Origin of the sequence: Alcaligenes nematophilus (assembly GCF_026344155.1) — a bacterium.
In the GTDB taxonomy this organism is placed as follows: Bacteria; Pseudomonadota; Gammaproteobacteria; order Burkholderiales; family Burkholderiaceae_B; genus Alcaligenes; species Alcaligenes phenolicus.
Map to the genome: position 1 here is coordinate 131,470 of NZ_JAPKMZ010000008.1, position 19,050 is coordinate 150,519.

17 protein-coding genes and 1 tRNA gene are annotated in these 19,050 nt (G+C 55.4%); 12 read left to right on the forward strand and 6 right to left on the reverse strand.

Annotation, left to right across the window (positions count from 1 at the left end; all coding sequences use genetic code 11):
* The first annotated feature begins 70 nt into the window (after positions 1-70).
* The 3 genes from OSH04_RS18725 (at position 71) to OSH04_RS18735 (ending at position 3,051) form a co-directional block, all read left to right on the forward strand.
* Positions 71-1,015, forward strand: a complete 945-nt coding sequence (locus OSH04_RS18725) for an NUDIX hydrolase (RefSeq protein ID WP_035269142.1) — start codon at positions 71-73, stop codon at positions 1,013-1,015.
* Positions 1,016-1,109: 94 nt separating this feature from the next.
* Positions 1,110-2,009 carry a carboxylating nicotinate-nucleotide diphosphorylase gene (gene nadC, locus OSH04_RS18730; RefSeq protein ID WP_088452421.1) on the forward strand — a complete coding sequence of 300 codons (900 nt, stop codon included), beginning with the start codon at positions 1,110-1,112 and terminating at the stop codon, positions 2,007-2,009.
* Between the two features lie 22 nt (positions 2,010-2,031).
* Positions 2,032-3,051 (forward strand): tripartite tricarboxylate transporter substrate binding protein, encoded by a 1,020-nt coding sequence (locus OSH04_RS18735; protein ID WP_203145897.1) that lies wholly within the window; start codon positions 2,032-2,034, stop codon positions 3,049-3,051.
* 280 nt (positions 3,052-3,331) lie between these two features.
* Here OSH04_RS18735 and OSH04_RS18740 read toward each other — a convergent pair whose 3' ends face one another.
* The 4 genes from OSH04_RS18740 to OSH04_RS18755 all read right to left on the reverse strand — a co-directional run bounded on the left by OSH04_RS18740 (position 3,332) and on the right by OSH04_RS18755 (position 9,155).
* The gene (locus tag OSH04_RS18740) at positions 3,332-3,604 is read right to left on the reverse strand and encodes a hypothetical protein (protein ID WP_009458345.1); all 273 of its coding nucleotides are present in this window, start codon (positions 3,602-3,604) and stop codon (positions 3,332-3,334) included.
* 272 nt (positions 3,605-3,876) lie between these two features.
* A complete protein-coding gene (locus tag OSH04_RS18745; protein ID WP_009458347.1) occupies positions 3,877-4,419 on the reverse strand; it encodes a (2Fe-2S)-binding protein in 543 nt (180 codons plus the stop codon).
* The gene (locus tag OSH04_RS18750; RefSeq protein ID WP_407066166.1) at positions 4,416-7,235 is read right to left on the reverse strand and encodes a xanthine dehydrogenase family protein molybdopterin-binding subunit; all 2,820 of its coding nucleotides are present in this window, start codon (positions 7,233-7,235) and stop codon (positions 4,416-4,418) included. Before OSH04_RS18750 ends, OSH04_RS18745 begins: the two co-directional genes overlap by 4 nt.
* Before the next feature lie 516 nt (positions 7,236-7,751).
* The gene (locus OSH04_RS18755; RefSeq protein ID WP_035269147.1) at positions 7,752-9,155 is read right to left on the reverse strand and encodes a GntP family permease; all 1,404 of its coding nucleotides are present in this window, start codon (positions 9,153-9,155) and stop codon (positions 7,752-7,754) included.
* A 316-nt stretch (positions 9,156-9,471) separates the two neighbouring features.
* Here OSH04_RS18755 and OSH04_RS18760 point away from each other — a divergent pair.
* The 6 genes from OSH04_RS18760 (at position 9,472) to tauC (ending at position 13,533) form a co-directional block, all read left to right on the forward strand.
* A tRNA-Met gene (locus OSH04_RS18760) sits at positions 9,472-9,548 on the forward strand.
* A 91-nt stretch (positions 9,549-9,639) separates the two neighbouring features.
* Positions 9,640-10,149: a GNAT family N-acetyltransferase gene (locus OSH04_RS18765; protein ID WP_266109051.1), complete on the forward strand. Its 510-nt coding sequence runs from the start codon at positions 9,640-9,642 to the stop codon at positions 10,147-10,149.
* A 106-nt stretch (positions 10,150-10,255) separates the two neighbouring features.
* Positions 10,256-10,603 (forward strand): hypothetical protein, encoded by a 348-nt coding sequence (locus tag OSH04_RS18770; RefSeq protein ID WP_009458382.1) that lies wholly within the window; start codon positions 10,256-10,258, stop codon positions 10,601-10,603.
* A gap of 233 nt (positions 10,604-10,836) precedes the next feature.
* Positions 10,837-11,835, forward strand: coding sequence for a taurine ABC transporter substrate-binding protein (tauA, locus tag OSH04_RS18775; protein WP_266109052.1), 999 nt, complete (start codon positions 10,837-10,839; stop codon positions 11,833-11,835).
* A 5-nt stretch (positions 11,836-11,840) separates the two neighbouring features.
* Positions 11,841-12,626, forward strand: coding sequence for a taurine ABC transporter ATP-binding subunit (gene tauB, locus OSH04_RS18780; protein WP_266109053.1), 786 nt, complete (start codon positions 11,841-11,843; stop codon positions 12,624-12,626).
* A 16-nt stretch (positions 12,627-12,642) separates the two neighbouring features.
* On the forward strand, positions 12,643-13,533 hold the full coding sequence (tauC, locus tag OSH04_RS18785) for a taurine ABC transporter permease TauC (protein ID WP_266109054.1): 891 nt from the start codon (positions 12,643-12,645) through the stop codon (positions 13,531-13,533).
* A 258-nt stretch (positions 13,534-13,791) separates the two neighbouring features.
* Here the strand turns inward: tauC and OSH04_RS18790 are convergent, their stop codons facing one another.
* Positions 13,792-14,496: an SDR family oxidoreductase gene (locus tag OSH04_RS18790; protein WP_266109055.1), complete on the reverse strand. Its 705-nt coding sequence runs from the start codon at positions 14,494-14,496 to the stop codon at positions 13,792-13,794.
* 104 nt (positions 14,497-14,600) lie between these two features.
* On the opposite strand from OSH04_RS18790, the gene OSH04_RS18795 reads away from it, so the two are divergent.
* The gene (locus OSH04_RS18795) at positions 14,601-15,497 is read left to right on the forward strand and encodes a LysR substrate-binding domain-containing protein (RefSeq protein WP_266109056.1); all 897 of its coding nucleotides are present in this window, start codon (positions 14,601-14,603) and stop codon (positions 15,495-15,497) included.
* A gap of 171 nt (positions 15,498-15,668) precedes the next feature.
* Here the strand turns inward: OSH04_RS18795 and OSH04_RS18800 are convergent, their stop codons facing one another.
* Positions 15,669-16,373: an IclR family transcriptional regulator gene (locus OSH04_RS18800; protein WP_266109057.1), complete on the reverse strand. Its 705-nt coding sequence runs from the start codon at positions 16,371-16,373 to the stop codon at positions 15,669-15,671.
* A gap of 90 nt (positions 16,374-16,463) precedes the next feature.
* On the opposite strand from OSH04_RS18800, the gene OSH04_RS18805 reads away from it, so the two are divergent.
* Positions 16,464-17,966 carry an amidase gene (locus tag OSH04_RS18805; RefSeq protein ID WP_257113212.1) on the forward strand — a complete coding sequence of 501 codons (1,503 nt, stop codon included), beginning with the start codon at positions 16,464-16,466 and terminating at the stop codon, positions 17,964-17,966.
* A gap of 44 nt (positions 17,967-18,010) precedes the next feature.
* Positions 18,011-19,042 (forward strand): TRAP transporter substrate-binding protein DctP, encoded by a 1,032-nt coding sequence (dctP, locus tag OSH04_RS18810; RefSeq protein ID WP_266109058.1) that lies wholly within the window; start codon positions 18,011-18,013, stop codon positions 19,040-19,042.
* Positions 19,043-19,050: the final 8 nt, after the last annotated feature.

Below are 19,050 nucleotides of genomic sequence, written 5' to 3' on the forward strand. Positions count from 1 at the left end.
CCGCCGGAGCAGGGCGGGCCTCGCTTATAATCCGCCAGATGCGCGCTGGCGCGATTCAGAAGGAGAATATGTGATCGATACGCAGGAACCTGTAGTCAGTGCTGAACTGGTGGCTGTTTTAGTAGCTGTCAGCGACGGCGAGCCCCGTGTCTTGACCACGGACGCCGGCCAAGCCTTGCCCGCCGGGCCGTTTCAGCACACGCACCGTTCTTTGCAAACGGGGCTGCGCGATTGGGTGGAAACCCAAACCCATCACCCGGTGGGGTATGTGGAGCAGCTGTATACCTTTGCAGACAGGGACCGTTTTGACGCGCAGGGCACGCGTATTGTGTCGGTCAGCTATGTCGGGCTGACGCGTGAAGTGGGCCAGCCGGATGTGGCCCAGGTGATCTGGCAGGACTGCTACCGTTACTTCCCTTGGGAAGATCGACGCGATGGTGCACCGGACATTATTCAGAAAACCATCGTGCCTGCCTTGCTGGACTGGTGCGAGCAGGACGAATCCTTGCGGGCCTTGCGCCGCCAGCGCGTCAATTACAGCTTTGGCCTGGAAGGGGCGATCTGGAACGAGGACTTTGTTTTGCAGCGTTACGAGCTGCTGTATGAAGCGGGCTTGTTGCCCGAGTCCTGTCGCCGTCGCCAGCGTGAACAGCAAGAGCTGGGCAAGCATTACGAGCTGGGCCTGGGCATGCGTCACGATCATCGCCGTATTCTGGCCACTGGCTTGGCACGTCTACGCGCCAAAATCAAATACCGTCCTGTTGTGTTTGAACTGATGCCGCCAGAATTCACCTTGCTGCAATTGCAGCAGGCCGTGGAAGCCCTGGCAGGGCGGGGACTGCATAAGCAGAACTTTCGCCGTTTGATTGAACAGCAAGCCCTGGTGGAAGAAACCGGCGCCATGAGTGTGGGTGGTTCAGGCCGACCCGCCAAATTGTTTCGCTTTCGTGGAGACGTTTTGTTTGAACGGGCGATCTCGGGCAGTAAATTGCCGCTGGCGAAACAAGCGCGTTAAAAAGCGGGCCTATGGCTTGACAGTGCTTATGCTCAGGAATAGCATAAATGCACCGTGCCATTAGGCCTTATTTTTAGCGATTTAAATACTCATAATGAGCATAATTAATGCCCCCGAGCCGACAGCGCAAGCTGCAGAGACACGAGCTCACCGTATTCCTTCCTTGCCCGACGTCATCCTGGAACCCTTGGTGCGCGCCACCTTGCAAGAAGACTTGGGTCGCGCTGGTGATCTGACGACGGACTCCATCGTTCCCGCAGCAACGCGCACGCAAATGCGCCTGGTGGCCCGCGAGGATGGTGTGTTGGCTGGCCTGGATCTGGCTCGTCTGGCCTTTACCTTGCTGGACCCTACGTTGCGCTTTGAGGCTCAACTGCAAGATGGCGATGTCCTGACTCCGGGGGCGCAGATTGCGGTCATTAGTGGCTCGGCCCGTTCCATGCTGACGGCAGAGCGCTGCGCCTTGAATTTCCTGGGGCATTTAAGTGGCGTGGCATCGGCTACTGCCTCCATTGCCCGCGCGATTGCGCCTTACGGCACTAAAGTCACTTGCACCCGTAAAACCATGCCCGGCCTGCGCGCTGTGCAGAAATACGCAGTTCGAGTCGGGGGCGGCAGCAACCATCGCTTTGGTCTGGATGACGCGGTACTGATTAAAGACAATCACATTGCCGTTGCCGGGGGCGTCAAAGCCGCCGTGGAAGCAGCTCGTGCTTATATTGGCCATCTGGTTTGCATTGAGGTGGAAGTCGATACCCTGGAGCAACTGGACGAAGTGCTGGAACTGGGTGTGGATAGTATTCTTCTGGACAATATGGACACCGCAACCTTGACCGAGGCCGTGGCCCGCGTCGCAGGCCGAGCCAAAACAGAAGCCTCTGGTCGTATCACTCCGGAAACAGCCGTAGAAATAGCCCGTTGCGGTGTAGACCGAATCGCAGTGGGCTGGATTACGCACAGTGCCCGTGTGCTGGATATTGGTCTGGACGCTTGAGTAGAGAAACGTGTTATCTGTAATGGCGGGTTTTCAGGTGGGGAAGCGGGCGGCAGCAGCCACCTTGCTGGGAATGGTGGCGCTAGGCTTGGGTAATCCAGCGGCGCAGGCAAGGGAGGTGGCAGTCGAGCAGGCTGTGAAATATCCCCTCAAGCCGATTACCGTGATCGTCACCTTTCCGCCTGGCGGCGGGACCGACTTGCTGGCCCGCAAACTGGGCCCCCGGCTGGAAAGAGCGCTGGGCCAACCCGTTATTATCGACAACCGACCTGGTGCCAGCGGCAATATTGGTGCGCGGGCGGTAGCTTATGCCCGCGCTGACGGCTACACCTTGCTGATGGCCAATAGCTCTTTTGCCATCAATCCTGGCGTATTTCGTAACCTGGGCTTCAAACCCAAAGAAGACTTTGCGCCGATTGCGAATATAGGATTTGTGCCCTCCGTGATCGTGACCGGACACGGGTCGGATATTCAGAATCTGGAACAAGTTCTGGAGCAGCAGTCCGAACCGGCCTTGGCTTATGCGTCCTGCGGAAATGGCACTCCTCAGCATCTGGCCGGAGAGATGCTCTATGACTTGCGAGGCACGGCCTTGCTGCATATCCCGTATCGCGGCTGCGGCCCCGCTTTGAACGATGTGGTCGCGGGCCAGGTGCCTTTAGGCATTGTGACCTTGTCCAGCGCGGCTACCTTGATCGAGTCCGGACACTTGCGCGCCTTGGCCGTCACCTCTGCCCAACGCAGCCCCGTTCTGCCTAAAGTGCCAACCGTGGCTGAAGTCAGTCATAGTGATTTCGAGCTGGACCAATGGCACGGCCTGTTGGCTCCGTCTCACACGCCTGAACACATTATCAATACGCTGAACCGCGTCGTGCAAAAAGCCCTGACGGACCCGGCCATGCAATCGCAATTGCTGGCATTGGGTTATACGCCGCAAGAAGGCAATGAATCAGCACAAGCCAGTGGCTTCAAGGCCATGATCTGGAACGACATCGACCGATTTGGGGCCTTGGCTTACAAGATTGGTTTGCAGGTGGATTAGGGCGGGTAGGGCCCTGCTTTGCGGACTCGTTGACTCCTGGAACGCAAGCGACGGGTTTTCCTCTGATGGTGTTCCGGCACCCGAATGCATCAGATCATGCGGCAATATGCCCAGTTTCTATATGAATCTTATTGGTCCCTCAGACAGTTTGAGGCCCAGGCAGCGGTTCGGGCTTACCTGGGCCAATATCTATAGAGAGACGAGGGGCCGATAGCTGAGCTTGTGTCTGTCTGACAGTTGGTCAGTCGATTGTGAACTCACAGACAAGCCCAGCTTCTATTTAGAAGAAGCTGTCTTCACTGGGCGCCTCAGGAACAGGCTGGGTCGCAAACCAGTGTTTTTCCAGTAACAGGGTATGCGTCAAACCATCCTTGCTGCAGTTGGAATCGATCTCGATCTGGCCGCGCTGGCTGCCGCCCGCATTGAAATTATCGGCCTCTACTTCGGCAGCGGCGATGTAAGCCTGCAGGTTCAGATCAGGCTGACCACGATCCAGAACAAACTGACGAATCGCTTCAGTGCCTAACTCATTAAGGGTGTAGGTGTAGTTCATGGTGTGCTCCTGATAGAGGGCCTTGAGAATATGCGGCCATAGATCCAAATCCTAGCACAGGGTGAAAGGAGCCGTGTGCCTCGTGGCACTGTGCTGCGCGATGTAAGCCTTCCCTCTAGCTAACCATGTGAGTGACAAGCAGACAGATGGCGTTGCAGCGGAAGGCGTACTGTCGAGTACTCGAACGCCACGATACCAGCGTGGCTAAGCCCAGAGTTTTGCCGTGCCGTTGCCAGGGGATCACCAGCTAGATCCCCCGCAGCCTTTAGGAGCTAACTGACCATGCCTGGAGTGGCGAGAATCAGGTCCCTCATTGCTTGGTGGTAACGGACATAGCCCGTACAGCGGCAGATATGGTTTTGTAAACCTTCCGATACTTTGGCTTCAACTTGTTCACGTGAAACCGGCTGCTTTTGCAGGGACTCGTACAGCACAATTCCCGCATTTACAAAGCCGGGGGTGCAGTAACCACACTGAAAGGCAAAGTGCTCCAAAAAGGCTTGTTGTACAGGGTGCAGTTGCGTGACCTTGTCCTGTGCATCCCGCTGGGCATGGGCCTCGATCGTGCGTATTTTTTTGCCCTCAAAATAACTGGCTGGCGTGATGCACGTTTGTATTTCTTCGCTACGCCCGTCCGGGTGATCCACGATGACAACGCAAGCATGGCAAATCCCCATTCCGCAGCCCAAATGCGTGCCGGTCAGCCCTGCATGCTCATGCAGAAAGTCGATCATGGGCAGATCTGGGCTGACGTCCATTGTTTGCAAGTCCACCCGATTAATGTTGAGGTGTAAGGTCTTAGTGGGGCTGCTCATGCCAAGCGCTCCTTGATTTTTTCTGCGGTCACAGGTAGTTCACGAAAGAACTGTCCTGTAGCGTGGTTAACACCGCTGACAGCGGCAGCAATGATGGGGATCATCACCACTTCGGCAATTCCCTTGGGAGAGTCCGTCTCGGAAATCTGGTCCAGTAGTTCGAAACTGGTGTTCCAGACGGCCACATCCTTGGCGCGAGGTAGACGATAGCGGTGAAAATTCCAGGAGCCATCGCCGGGGCCACCTTCGTGCAGCGGTAGATCCTCGAACCAGGCCTGACCCAATCCCATGGCTAGCCCCCCCTCGGCCTGACTCATGACTAGTTGGGGCACGATGGGCTTGCCGCAGTCGATCCACGTATGTGCTGACAATAAGGTCTGCTCACCACTTTTGCTGTCGATCTCCACTTCCGTTAACACGCCAACGGCGGAGTAATACAGGTAACCGCCTCGACGACGTGACACAGGCGGGTAGCTGATATTGCGACGCTCCAGTCGCTGGTAGCCATTACGCGCCTTGGCCTGTTCGGTCTTGGTTCCTGCTCCATGGCGCAGTGCCAGCCCATCCAGCGGCAGTCGCAAGGTTTGGCCAGCTACCTCAAAGTTGGCCTCGGCCCACTGGTAGCGGTTAAACGCATGCAGCACAACACCGGTAACCAGTTCCAGCTCGTGGGCGCGCTTGGCCAGTTGTGGCAGCGTGAGGGGTTCCAGACCTCCGGTGCTGAGCAGGCCATCGTCGGTCCAGCTGGCGTCTTCAGGGCGTACGGTCAAGGGGGCGATTTGACCACCACCGTAACCTTCCCCCCAGATGGACAGGGCGGCTGGCCATAGTCCATACAGAAACAGCAAGCGAGCCGCCTCCGAGGTGCCGTGAGAACCAAAGTAGGAGGAGCTGCTGGCGTAGGAGCCGGAGGATAGAACCGGTGTCCAGCGTGGATTGGTTTGATGTTTGTCTTGATCAGGCTGTTTTAAGGTGTAGGGGTTGTGAGTAGCCTGCATATCCAGCTCAGGCCAGTCAAGATGTGAAGCCTTTACCGTGTGTGCAGCGCGGCCAACCCACTTGGCACAGATCACTGCTTGGGACGTTGCCGAGCCCGTACCAATTTCTACCGTCGAGGTGCGAAGGTGGACTTGCCCTTGCTCATCAATTTCGATACCAGAATGGTCTCCTTGCGCGCCGGTGCCATAGTTTTTCATAACACAGGCAAAGCCCACGCCATACAGCTTGCCTGGGTTGCTGGCTTCAAACTCTTTCTTTTTCTTGTCCCTCCCGGTCCACAATGGATGTTGATGTGCTTTTTCTAAAATCTCCCGGGCACGCAGGGAGCCCGCCGGGATCCCTCCTTCCATATTTTTCTGACCGCTGCGCATGACGTTCTTGAGGCGTAATTCGATGGGGTCCATGTTCAGGCGAGCGGCTGCTTCGTCCAACATCAGTTCCATGGCCGTCATGGTCTGTCCCTTGCCATAACCACGCATGGAGCCGGCCTCCACCGCGCGCGAGGCCAGTGCAATTCCCCAGGAGTCGCTCTTGGGCAGATAGTAAATACCCTGTGCGCTTTGTGCCCCGCCTGTAGTGACCGCCCAGCTGCACGTAGCCCTGCCCCCACCGTCCGTGATGCTAAAGCTCTGGTACTGCATGATCTTGCCGCTCTTTTTGTCGATAGCAATGCGGTTGTTCATGCGGTTGGAGTGTCGTTTTTGACCAGCTTGAAACTGCTCAAAGCGGTCATTGGCTAGCCGTACGGGCATATTGTCTGCAAACAGGGCAGCAACAACGCCGTAGTGGTTGAAAGCGCTGTGCTCCTTGACCCCGTAACCTGTGGCCGTACAGGGGTGGACAATGATGTTCTCCAAACCAAATTGGGATGCGGCCACTATGCCCGCAGCTTCTGCACCATCCGCCCCCGGGGTTTGGGAGCCGACCACCATTTGCAGCTCTTTGTTTTTGTTGTCATACCAGCAATTGATGCACTCCGGTTCTAAAGGGGCGCCGTCGATCGATTGGGAGTAGTACTCACCATCGAACACGAGCCAATCATCAGGCGCTTGGTCGAAACGTTCTTGCATCGCTTCGCTCAAGGCGATGGCCTTCGCTGTATTGGTGTTTCCCTTGCTGGACGGCCATACAGGTGAGTTTCCCTGAATTTTTTCCGGAAAAACGACTCCGTCCTTCATGCTGGAGAATATATCGTCGGCCCCTGGAGTATCGCCCTCTACACGGATATAGCGTGCTCCACCATAGGCATCTATTTCCCTGAAGCCTGTCTTGTCTCCATACTTCAGCACGGCGGATCTCTTGCTGGCATTTTTAGCGCGGCGGTAGCGATCAAAGTCTTTGTAGATCAAGATGGCGACCGGGTGCCCTAAAAAGCGCGCCGTCTTACCGGTGGCCAATAGCATCTCGTCGTTGTAGTAGTCAGGCAGTTCCAGTTGTGCCTTGGCGAGGTCTTGGGCCTGGATCAATATATCGGGCTGTAGGTCGGCACCTAGTGCTTCCAGGTCCAAGCCGATGTAACGATGATCAGCCTGAGCGGCGCGCAGGATAAAGGCGTGAGCCTGATGCTCTGGCCAACCGGGCATATCTTTGGCGCGAATATCACGCACAAAAAATTTGCTGCCGGTGACTTGTCGCGTACCGTCAATCTTGAAGGGTACTTGTCGCTCTACGCTATTCCAGGGCGTAGGTCGGGAGTCTTGTTCTCCCAGAAGTGTGGCCTGTGCCGTTTTGGGTAAAAAAGGCGCCATATAAATGGATACGCCGGATACGACACTAAATTTTAGGAACTGTCGCCGATTAAAAGGCGCTGTGCTCATGCAGGACCTCCGGATAATAAAAGATACGTCGCGATATTGAGAGCAACACTCCGCTTTCAGATGCGTAGTCGTACAGCATCGTTGAGCGTGGCTGATGATAGGGACGTGTCAGAACCCGAAGTTGGGCTTTTGGCCAAATTTCATATGTGTGTCTCCGAATCTTCGCTATTAGGTAGGACCTCGCTTCGCTTTTTTGTAGATGGCGTAGCGGGACCTGATTATTTTTTAGTTAGCTGGCTAGCTTCATAGGCATGAAGCATTTCTGATAGTGGCGGAGAATATCTGAAAATAGCGTGATAATGGTTATATTGTTTATGTTATGTTGATTTTTATTGTTGTAAATCAGTTGCTTATGGAAGCGCTTGTTGTTGTTGGTGTTTCTACTTATGCAGGTTTAAATGGTTCTTGGGTGTGGTTTTAAAGTCCTGACTCTACGGTCCTGGTGTGTCGGCTGTCTCCATGTGGACTAAAAAGCCAGCCCAATGGGCTGGCTCGATGCACTGATAAGAAGAAAATCTAGAAGCTGCCAAAAATCGTACCCAACGTAATCACGGTGATCAGCGCAAAGATAGGGGCAGCCATTGTCACCATGGCGATATTGCCATAGGACTGACGGTGGTTCAGCTTGCAGATGGACAGCAAGGTAATGATCGCGCCGCAATGGGGCAGGGTATCCAGACCGCCCGCTGCCATCACCGCCACTCGGTGCAGCAGTTCAGGGCTGATGCCAGCTTGCTGAGCCATCGCCAAATAATCCGAACCCAACGTCTGCAAGGCAATACTCAAACCACCTGAAGACGAGCCTGTAATCCCGGCCAATGTCGTCATGGCGACTGCTTCCGAGATCAGGGGATTGCCAGGAGCCACGTTCAACACAAAGTCCCGAATAATCGCAAAGCCTGCCAGGCTGGCAATTACCGCGCCGTAACCAACTTCAGAGGCGGTATTGAACAACGGCAGCATGAAACCAAATACGCCTTTATTGATGCTCTCGCGCAGACTCTTCCAGTGACCCAAGCGGCTGATGATCAGCACCAGGTTCGCGGTAATCAAGGCAATAATCAGCGCCCACAGACCCGTAATCTTGGCGGGATCAACCTGAGGGAAGCGCTCGGCCATGAACTCGAAGTTCGTGCCGGGGAAAATCCCATAAGTGAACAAGGCATTGACGCCAATCACCAGAATCAGCGGCAAGATAGCCAGGAAGATAGGCATGGGTTTCTGACCATGCGTACTGTGATCGTCGCTGGCATCAAAATGATCCTGACCGTGGTCGCCATAGCCTTCGCCATTCGCAATAGCTTTGCGCGCACGCGACTGCAGCCACCACAAGCCACCCAAAGCCATGATCAAACCACCAATAATCCCCAGCCCCGGTGCAGCAAACACGTTAGTGCCGTAATAAGGAATAGGAATCGCGTTCTGAATGGCAGGCGTGCCAGGCAGAGCCGTCATGGTGAAGGTAAAGGAGCCCAAAGCAATCGACGCGGGAATCAGACGCTTGGGGATGCCTGCGGCGCGAAACAGATCCTTGGCGATCGGATAGATGGCAAAGGCCACCACGAACAAGGACACACCACCATAAGTCAGTACGCCGCACACCATCACAATGGTGGCAATAGCATGACGATGCCCCAGCTTGCGCGTGATCCACTGAGCAATCGCCTGAGCCGCTCCGGAGTCTGCCATCAACTGACCAAACAAGGCACCTAACAAGAAGATGGGCAAGAACTGAAGCACATAGCCGCTAAGCGCGCTCATGAAGGTGGAAGTATAGATGGGCAACAAAAACCCGGAGTCCCCCGAAAGCAGCACAGCCAGGGCGGCCATCAAGGGGGCCAGCAACAGAACCGTCACCCCCCGATAAGCGAAGAACATCAGCAGCAAAAGCGAGACAACAATAGCAAGCGTACTGGCCATAAACAAAGTTCCTGTGGAAAGTCCGGATCACGGACGTCAGTCAATTAACAAGGACGGATCAAACGCCAAGCAGGCAGTGTAGCAATAGGGGATGACAAACAGGCTTGATAGGGCGCAAGGAGGAGGAGTAGCAGGGAATGGCTGGTCTGTTTACTTTTTGTATCATTTGGTTGAGTGGCCGAAGCAGACGTTGAAGAAGGGAAGCTCAATGAATACAAGGGCTTAGCGTTTTCATAGGAGAGAATCATCAAAAAGATGAAAAAAGATCGAGATAAGTGCTTGCTAAAAGACGAAACCTTGCTATAATTTCTTCTTCGGCGCATTAGCTCAGCAGGTTAGAGCGACGGAATCATAATCCGCAGGTCCCCTGTTCGAATCAGGGATGCGCCACCAAGATAAAGAAAACGGCCCACAGCAATGTGGGCCGTTTTTTATTGCTCGTCGGGATGATGGAAAGCCGTCGGTGTTTACTTATACTGGGCTCATGACAAAACTCATCATCCGCCCCGAGACTTTGGCTGATTTTGCTGCCATCGAGACCGTTACAGAGGCTGCGTTTCGTGATGCGCCTCATACGAGCCACAACGAACAGTTTATTCTTGCTGCCTTGCGCGATGCGGGAGCATTAAGCGTTTCCCTGGTTGCGGAGCAGGGTGGCTCCCTTCTTGGGCATGTCGCCGTGTCACCCGTTTCCATCTCCGATGGCACCTCAGGGTGGTTTGGGATTGGCCCTGTCTCTGTGATCCCAAGGCTTCAGGGCCGTGGTATCGGGTCGCAGTTGATGCGTGAGGCCTTGGGGAGGCTTGCCGAGCAGGGTGCAGCGGGCTGCGTTGTTCTGGGTGACCCATCCTACTATCAACGATTCGGATTCAAACCTGAAGCCAGGCTTGTGTTGCCGGGCGTCCCTCCTGAGTACTTCATGGCCATGTCCTTCGGGCAAGTTGTGCCAGCCGGTACGGTTACTTACCACCCGGCATTTAGCACGCCGGTTTGATGTTGGCGATTAGGCCGAGCAAGGCGTTCAGGATGGTTTAGTTTTATTAAAGACGGTAGCCTTGCCATAGTCTGCTGTGTTTCTTGCCCAACTCAAGGTTAGGCTCATGAACTTATTCAAACGTGCTGGAGCCCTTGCGCTGTTCGTACCCGTCCCGGCTTTGGCGTCCGATGGTTTGCTGACCCTGGTTGCTGGAATTCCTGTTCTGCTTGTAGCGACCATTGTTTTTGCCGTGCTGCTGGCAATACGGTCTCGCAATCTCATCAAGACGCTGGCGACGATCTTGTTTGTCCCAACCTTGCTATTCGGCCTTTACAGCGCCTTGGATGCGGTCACCCTGTTGCGCGATTTTGGGACGGAGAACTTCAGCATTGGCCTTGCTTTCTTTGCGCTATTGGTGCTGGTTTGCGTGTTGTTCTTCCTGATCGTTCGTGGGCAGTCAAAGACACGCTAGCGGCTAGATGATGGGCTTTGTTTTGACCTTGTCCTTGCATATAAGGGGGGCAATTCTGTTGAGGCAGAGTTAGACGCTTTTGAGCCGGTTTATCGCCCGTTCATCTTTACACCTCATAAATTCGCGCACTAACAATAAGCGAAATCGGTCTTTTGACCCTCAAGTTCTTTTGTCTATTCTGATTCCTCGACCTAAGGGCTTATCAAGCCGCCACCATCATCGAGGAATGCTTCATGTCGTTGACGAAAACTCTGCAGCATCTGGGCCTGGCCTTGGCGGCCAGCGTCGTATCTCTAAGCGCGCAGGCCACCAGCCTGACCGTTGCTTATCAGACCATTCCCACTCCATCCAATGTGCCTCAGGCCGATGGCGTTTATGAAAAAGAAACGGGCGCGAAAATCGACTGGCGTAAGTTTGATGGTGGCGCTGAAGTCATTAATGCCGTCGCTTCCGGCGATGTGCAGATTGCCTATTTAGGCTCCAGCCCCTTGGCCGCTGCGGCCAGCCGTAAGTTACCTATCGAGACATTCCTGATTGCTGCTGAGCTGGGCACCAGCGAAGAGCTGGTGGTGCGTAACGGTTCGGGTATTCAGGCTCCGCAAGATCTTGTTGGCAAGACGATTGCCACGCCTTTTGTGTCGACCAGTCACTACAGTCTGCTGGCTGCGCTCAAGCATTGGAAGATCGACCCCAAGCAGCTCAATATCATTAATCTGACTCCGGCCAATATCGTAGCAGCCTGGGCTCGCGGTGATATTGATGGTGCCTACACGTGGGACCCGGCCTTGAGCAAGGCCAAGGAAAGCGGCAAGGTGCTGATCAGTTCTGGGGAACTGGCCAAGTTGGGTGCTCCGACTTTCGATGTGTGGTTAGTGCGCAAGGATTTTGCGGAAAAACATCCGGATATTGTGTCGGCTTTTGCGCGTGTCACCTTGGCTGCGTACGAGGGCTATACGCATGATCCTGCTGCCTGGGTAGCCAATGCAGATCACATCAACAAGCTGTCCCGCTTGACTGGTGCGACGCCTCAAGAAATTCCCAATGTTCTGGCTGGCAGCGGCTTTTTATCTGCGGCTGATCAAATCAAAACTTTAGGTCAGCCCACTGCCAAGGCCTTGGCCGATACCTCTGCCTTTCTGAAAGAGCAGGGCCGCATCGACGAGGTTTTGCCTGATTACGCTGGTTACACCACCGGCAAATATGTCGAGGCGGCTGCCTCGCTGGCCAAGTAATTCTGATGGCGCAGTTAACACTGAATCACGTCAGCGCACGCTATCCCGGTGCCGATCATTTGGCGCTGCGAGATGTGTCGCTGCAATTGGGGCCGGGGCAGTTGGTGGTGGTGCTGGGGCCTTCGGGTAGTGGCAAGACTACTTTGTTGAACCTGATTGCAGGCTTCACCTTGCCCAGTGCTGGAACGATTATCTTGGATGGCGAACCCGTGTGCGGCCCAGGGGCTGATCGCGGTGTGGTGTTCCAGGACGACGCCTTGCTGCCTTGGCAGACGGTTCTGGAAAATGTGGCTTTTGGTTTGACGCTGCGGGGTGACTCCAAGGAGCAGCGTCAGGCGGTAGCTCGTCATCAATTGGCCCTGGTGGGGCTGGAGGGCTTGGAGCAGCGCCGTATCTGGCAATTGTCTGGTGGTCAAAAGCAGCGGGTGGGTATTGCTCGTGCTCTGGCTGCGGACCCGCGTGTGCTCTTGCTGGATGAGCCGTTTGGGGCGCTGGATGCCTTCACCCGCGAGCAGGCCCAGACGCTGCTGTTGAATGTCTGGCAGCGTAGCGCCAAGCCTGTTTTTCTGATTACTCACGATATTGAAGAAGCTGTGTTTCTGGCTACCGATCTGATCATTTTGGGTGGTACGCCTGGGCATGTGGTGGAGCGTTTAGTGCTGGATTTTGGGCGACGTTACACCGATGGGCAGCCGGTGCGTCAGGTGAAGTCCTCGCCGGAGTTCATCGCGGCGCGAGAGCGCGTGCTGGAGCATGTGTTCTCGGCGCATCCTGTTGCCGCTTCGGCCTGAACTTAGGAGATTGTTTATGAAATCCTCTGTCGCTGGCGAGGTTCTGCAAGCAGGCGATATCGCTGGTTTGTCGGGTGCTTCGTCTTTAAGCGTAGGCAGCGATTCCAAGCCTCATCAATCAACGTCCACTAAGCCTCGGCAAACGTCTATTGCCGTGATCAGTTTGCTTACCCTAAGTGGAGTGCTGTTCTTGTGGTGGGCCGTTACTGAGTGGGGCTATGTGGACCCGCTGTTTCTACCATCACCCCAGGCTGTGCTGAGCCGTGTTTTTCGTCTGTTCTCTGTGGGCTATATGGATGCCACCGTGCAGCAGCATTTGGTGGCCAGTTTGTGGCGGATTAGCTTGGCATTGTTTGCCGCTGTCTTATTAGCAATTCCTACAGGTATCGCCATTGGTCGTAATCGCATTGCCCAAGGCATTCTGGACCCTTTGATTGAATTCTATCGCCCGATTCCTCCGCTGGCGTATTTGCCTTTGATCGTAATCTGGTTTGGTATTGGTGAGTTGTCCAAAGTGCTGCTGATTTATCTGGCAATTTTTGCGCCGATCACGATTGCGACGGCGGGCGGAGTGCGTAATGTGGATCCGGTGAAACTGCGTGCGGCTCAATCTCTGGGGGCGACGCGTGCTCAGTTGCTGCGTTACATCATTATCCCCAGTGCCTTGCCTGATATTTTGACGGGCTTGCGCATCGGTTTGGGAGTGGGGTGGTCAACCCTTGTGGCTTCGGAGCTGGTTGCTGCCACGCGTGGTTTGGGATTTATGGTTCAGTCAGCAGGGCAGTTTCTGGCAACTGACGTGGTGATGGCGGGGATTCTGCTTATCGCCTTGGTGGCGTTTGCGCTTGAAATCGGTTTGCGTCGATTGCAGGCCAAGCTTGTTCCGTGGCACGGACAAGCGCGTTAGCAGCTGGGATGTGATTGTTCGCCTGGAGTTTTTGGTGCAGAGGTTCAGAGTTGATGTTGTGCGGTGTGAGTAGGTCGGCTCTCGTTCGAGCCGACCTGTACGTCCAGGCACCGTAGCATTGCGTCAAGACATGATTACTGCTTTGCTGGTTTATGCCTCAGCTGCTGGATTGAACTCATGGATCCCATAAGGCCCTTGGTTAGTGTGCGCACAGCGGCCTTAGTGTGAACACAGCCAGTCAGCTCAGCGCTTGGCAGCTCACACTGACCGAGTCAGCCCACCATCCACCTTGATGTTCTGTCCCGTAATGTAGCCGGCTCCATCCGACAACAAAAACGCAATTGTCGCGGCAATTTCCTCGGCTTTTCCATAACGTCCCATAGGCACACTATCGCGACGTTCTTCGGTCGCCGGCAGGCTATCAATCCAGCCAGGCAGCACGTTGTTCATGCGTACATTCTTGGCTGCATAGCTGTCCGCAAAAATCTTGGTGAAGCAGGCTAGCCCGGCGCGGAATACCGCCGAAGTGGGGAACATCTCCGCAGGCTCAAACGCCCAGGCTGTAGAAATATTCACAATAGCCCCACCACCTTGCGCGGCCATGATGGGCGCTACCAGTCGTGCTGGACGCACGGCATTCAGAAAGTAGACATCCATGCCCTTATGCCAGTCTTCATCGCTGATCTCCAGAACCGGGCCGCGTGGACCGTGTCCGGCGGAGCTGACCAGGGCGTCGATACGCCCCCAGCGCTGCATGGCCAGGTCAACCAGGCGCTGTAGATCTTCGTTAGATTGATTCGAGCCAGTCAGGCCCACCCCGCCCAGTTCTTTAGCCAGTGCCTCGCCCTTGCCGGACGAGGACAGGATGGCGACGCGATAACCATCTTGAGCCAGCCTGCGGGCCGCAGCGGCGCCCATGCCCGAGCCGCCTGCGCTAATAAGTGCTACTTTTTCTACAGTCATGAGAGCCTCCATATGTTGAGATTAATATTATTATTTCAGTCTGGAATGGAAAAATCATGCGATAAATAAACCCTCCAGGATGTAGAAAAACTACTGTCAAAAAAATGATGAAATCTCGCCGTTCATTGCCTCCGCTCAATGCCTTGCGTGCTTTTGAAGTGTCTGGCCGTCGTTTGAGTTTTCGTGCCGCAGCGGATGAGCTGGGCGTGACTCAAGGTGCTGTCGCCCAGCAAGTCCGGGCTTTGGAAGAGCATCTGGGGCTGGCGCTGTTTCAGCGTCATCCGCGTGGTTTGCAGCTGACTTTAGCGGGCGCGGCCTATTTGGCCGAGGTGACTCGTGCTTTTGACACTTTGGCTGATGCAACAGGGCGCTTGTTGGTGCGCCCCGATACAGTCACGATCAGCGTCACGCCCACGGTGGCGGCCAAATTGCTGATTCCCCGCCTGGGGGATTTGCAGGCGGTCTTGCCCGATGTGGAGCTGCGTACCGTGGCAACCGAGGCCTTGTCGGATTTTGAGCGCGATCAGGTTGATATTGCCGTGCGCCTGACTCGCCCGCCATTTTCTACGGATCTGGAGGCCCGGCTATTGTTTCGTCAGGATCTGGTGGCCGTGGCCAGTCCTCGTTTGATAGGGAACATGACACTTCCTTTGCCGATTGAGCAACTGCGTGTTTTGCCCTTATTGCATGATGCCCACGATCATTGGGCTACGTTTTTGAAAACCAGTGGCAAATTGTCGGGTGCGGTGTTCAACCAGACAACGCTGGCATTGGACGCAGCTATGGCGGGCCAAGGTGTAGCGTTGGCGTGCAAGGCTTTTGTGGCAGCAGATCTGGCCGCTGGGCGTTTGGTTCAGGTGGCGGAAGCAGGGGCTTTAGGGCCGGACTTCTATCTGGTACGCAAGCGATCAGCTCCGGTCAGACAGTCGGTGGCGGCAGTATGGGATTGGTGCTTGCATAGATTGTTATTGCCTCAACTGCTTGACGAGCTGCCTGCCTGATCCGCCCAGAGTGCCGTAATGGGGAGTTGAACGAAGCGATTTTTTGATTAGTGTTTTCAGGCTGGCGCGTTGGGGCAACACGCAGCCAAGATGTGCTGCTCGCCATCTCTGGTGCCTATTGCCCAATAATCGTCATTGCGAAGCTGGCATTTATTGGGAGCCTGAATTCGATCAAGGCACGGCGCTATGTATGCGTTTTAAAGAAGCGCCCAAGTGGGCACAGAGCTCCTGCCTGTAATCATCTTCTTGAAATCTGGTCCGGGTCCCCGACAGCCCCAAGGCTCCCAGCAATTTCCCGTCTCCACTGAACACAGGCACCGCCAAAGCAGCCAGTTCCGCAACGCGCTCGCCCAAAGACTGGAAAACCTTGAACTCATAGTCTTTGGGTTGGCCATCGCTAAAGGCAGTCAGCACATGCCCGCTGGCTCCTGTCATCGGCAGGGTATCCCCCGTGCACAAACGGTGCCCCACATCTCTCCATCCCATGGCGACTGCTACGCATAGGCGCTGCTCGCCACTGCAAGTGAAAAACGATGCCGTCTCCCCCGTTTGTTTCGCCAGCCAATCCAGTTCCGGTTGCATGCTGCTGGCCAGCCAGTTGTCCATGCTCAGGTTGCGGGTGATGACGGCCAGCGCATAGCCAAAATAATAAAGCTGCTTGCCGTCCCGCCACACAAAGCCTTGTTGCTCCAACGTTCGCAACAATCGCAGGGCGGTGGCCTTGTTCAGATCACTGCGTTGGGCGATTTCTGTCAGGCTCAAACCTTCTTGCTGCCCCAAGGTGCGCAAGATTGATAGACCGCGTTCCAAAGCCGCGACACCAGCCGGTGCAGACTGTTTTTGTACGGCTTGTTCAGGACTGTCCTTTCTTGACATCACCCAACTCCTCTGATAGATTTTTATGAAAATAATACACGAGTTTCATCTGATGAAACTGTGGCAAAAAACTGCCCAGGGGACAAAACAATGGCCAGCACAACGCAGGCGGACCTACGCTATACATTTGAGCAGTACGCAGGCTGGATTCAACAGCCTTTGACCAAGCCTTCCACCGCCGAGCAGTGGGTACAACGTTTAGCAATTAACGAAGCGGAAATCCAACATTTTCTGCAATTGCCTGCCACCAAGGCACAGCCTTTTCAGGCCCGCCCGGTGCAGATCAAAGACGCGCAGGGCACCGTGTCGCGTGCGCAGTTTAGCTTGCCTGTCATCCCGCCGAAGCCGGAACAGGCTTTGCAGCGCGCCAAGAGTTTAAATCCCGACTTGCACTTGTTTACCGCCTTGGCAGAGATGGTGCCAAATGGGCAGGCGGGGTATCTGCACAATCTGCCTATTGCGGTCAAAGACATGACAGCGGTTGCGGGATTTGCGGTTACGGCTGGTAGCGCCTCGGGGGATTTTGAGCCGGTGACACAGGACGCCTTGAGCGTGGCGCGTTTGCGCACCAAGGGGGCGGTGGTGATTGGCATGGCTAATCAGCACGAGATGGCTTTTGGGGCCAGCAGCAATAATCCTCGGTATGGTCGCGTGATCAATCCCGCTTCACCTGAGCACATTCCCGGCGGTTCCAGCGGAGGCTCTGCCGCGATTGTGGCTGCGGATGTGTGCCGCGTTACCTTGGGCACCGACACGGGCGGGTCTATCCGTTTGCCTGCTGCTTGCTGTGGCGTGGTGGGTTTCAAGCCCACTTACGATAGCGTGCCGCGTGACGGGTCTATTGATGTTGCCCCCAGTCTGGATCATCTGGGGCCCATTGCCAAGTACGTGCAGGATTGTGCTCTGGTGTATGCCGGGCTGCTGGATTTGCCGCAAGAGCCGGATTGGGCGGTGGGCAATCTGGCCGGTATTCGCGTGGGTCGCTTGGGGGGCTACTTCGCGGAGCCTTTGGAATCTCAAGTGCTGCAAGCATTGGATCAGGCTTGTCAGGGTTTGGAAAAGGACAAGGCCAGCGTGCAGGACATTCTCTTGCCCGAAGCACATATGGCGGCCGCCTTGCAGTTCATGATCATCACTTCCGAGGCCACTGCGTCCTACACCGACCGCCTGCAGGAAAAGTCCGAGCAGATCAGCGAAGAAATCCGTATCCGGCTGGAGATTGGCCATTTTCTGCCCGCTCCCTGGTATCTGCGAGCGCAAAAACTGCGTACTGAATTGAATGCCCGCATCGAGGCCCTGTTTGATCAGGTCGACATTCTGATTTGCCCCACCATGCGTTGCCCGGCTCCCAAAGTCGGCGCTACCGAAGTGCAGATCGGTCATAAAACCTACCCTCTGCACACCGCCGTTACGCAATTGACCATGCCCTTTAGCTTGTCGGGTTCGCCTGCCATCTCCATTCCTTGGGGCGTGGCGCAGGACGGCGCGCCCATTGGGCTGCAATTGATTGCCAGGCAGGGGGATGACTGGCGTTTGCTGGCGGTTGCCCAACGTCTGGAAGCCGCAGGGCATGCCTTGTTCGGCAAAAACTAAAACGATTCGCTGCAGAAACTACCTCTACCACCAGGAAAAAAACCATGTCTTCACATCGCATCTCTCCTTTGCGTTGCGCGGGGCTGTTCGCCTTTGCCCTGACGCTTGCGCCTGCTGCTCATGCAGCGGATAAATTCCGGATCTCTCTGGATACCAACCCCAACCACGTGCGCAATAAAGGCGTGGAAGTTTTTGTGGCCGAGCTGCAAAAAAGAGTAGGGGACCAGTTGGCGGTTGAGGTCTACCCCAGCGCCCAGCTTTTCCGTGACCGTGATGTGCCTAAGGCCCTGCGCCAAGGCGCGATTGAAATGGGTTTGCCCGGCACTTGGCAACTGGAAGGTAGTGAACCTAGCGCCGCGGTTACCGCTCTGCCCATGTTTTACGGCGTGGACCCGGAGATCACCCATCGCCTGATGGATGACAAGCTGGGAGCCTTGGTCAACCAGAAAATTGAAGACCGCTTGAAGGTGAAAGTCTTGGGTAACTGGGCAGATGCCGGTTCCATCCACTTCTACACCACGGGTAAAGAAGTTCGCTCCTACGACCAGCTACAAGGCATGAAAATCCAATACTCGGGTGGCACGACCTTCTCGGCCCGTATCGAAGCGCTGGGCGGTGTGCCGGTGATGATTCCCTTCTCCGACTTGCCCATGGCCATGAGCCAAGGTGCCATCGACGCTATTGCCAGCAGTCGCGAGGGTGTGCGTACCGCCAAGCTGTGGGACTCGGGTCTGAAGTACAGCTTTGATGACTACCAGATGATGGCGCAATACGTGCCCCTGGTCAGTGAGCGCTTCTGGAAAAAGCAAAGCCCCGACGTTCAGGCTGCGATTACCGAAGCCTGGCAAGTTGCGGTGAAACAGCAGCGCGATATGGTCAAGCAGGTGGAGCTGGACGCGGCCAAGACCTTGCAGGAAAACGGGATTCAGGCATTCAGCCCAGACGAAGCCGCTCGTACTGAAGCACGCAAGAAGTTGAGCCAGTCTCAGGACGCTTTGGTCAAAGCCATGAAAATTGATGTTGAAGCCGAGCAACTGGCCAAACAGGAACTCCAAGCAGCAAACGTGGAATTCTAAAAACGTAA

Coding starts and splice junctions, on each gene's coding strand:
- nadC (WP_088452421.1), top strand. CDS start 1,110: ATGAGCATAATTAATGCCCCCGAGCCGACAGCGCAAGCTGCAGAGACA.
- OSH04_RS18735 (WP_203145897.1), top strand. CDS start 2,032: ATGGCGGGTTTTCAGGTGGGGAAGCGGGCGGCAGCAGCCACCTTGCTG.
- OSH04_RS18740 (WP_009458345.1), bottom strand. CDS start 3,604: ATGAACTACACCTACACCCTTAATGAGTTAGGCACTGAAGCGATTCGT.
- OSH04_RS18745 (WP_009458347.1), bottom strand. CDS start 4,419: ATGAGCAGCCCCACTAAGACCTTACACCTCAACATTAATCGGGTGGAC.
- OSH04_RS18750 (WP_407066166.1), bottom strand. CDS start 7,235: ATGAGCACAGCGCCTTTTAATCGGCGACAGTTCCTAAAATTTAGTGTC.
- OSH04_RS18755 (WP_035269147.1), bottom strand. CDS start 9,155: ATGGCCAGTACGCTTGCTATTGTTGTCTCGCTTTTGCTGCTGATGTTC.
- OSH04_RS18765 (WP_266109051.1), top strand. CDS start 9,640: ATGACAAAACTCATCATCCGCCCCGAGACTTTGGCTGATTTTGCTGCC.
- OSH04_RS18770 (WP_009458382.1), top strand. CDS start 10,256: ATGAACTTATTCAAACGTGCTGGAGCCCTTGCGCTGTTCGTACCCGTC.
- tauA (WP_266109052.1), top strand. CDS start 10,837: ATGTCGTTGACGAAAACTCTGCAGCATCTGGGCCTGGCCTTGGCGGCC.
- tauB (WP_266109053.1), top strand. CDS start 11,841: ATGGCGCAGTTAACACTGAATCACGTCAGCGCACGCTATCCCGGTGCC.
- tauC (WP_266109054.1), top strand. CDS start 12,643: ATGAAATCCTCTGTCGCTGGCGAGGTTCTGCAAGCAGGCGATATCGCT.
- OSH04_RS18790 (WP_266109055.1), bottom strand. CDS start 14,496: ATGACTGTAGAAAAAGTAGCACTTATTAGCGCAGGCGGCTCGGGCATG.
- OSH04_RS18795 (WP_266109056.1), top strand. CDS start 14,601: ATGATGAAATCTCGCCGTTCATTGCCTCCGCTCAATGCCTTGCGTGCT.
- OSH04_RS18800 (WP_266109057.1), bottom strand. CDS start 16,373: ATGTCAAGAAAGGACAGTCCTGAACAAGCCGTACAAAAACAGTCTGCA.
- OSH04_RS18805 (WP_257113212.1), top strand. CDS start 16,464: ATGGCCAGCACAACGCAGGCGGACCTACGCTATACATTTGAGCAGTAC.
- dctP (WP_266109058.1), top strand. CDS start 18,011: ATGTCTTCACATCGCATCTCTCCTTTGCGTTGCGCGGGGCTGTTCGCC.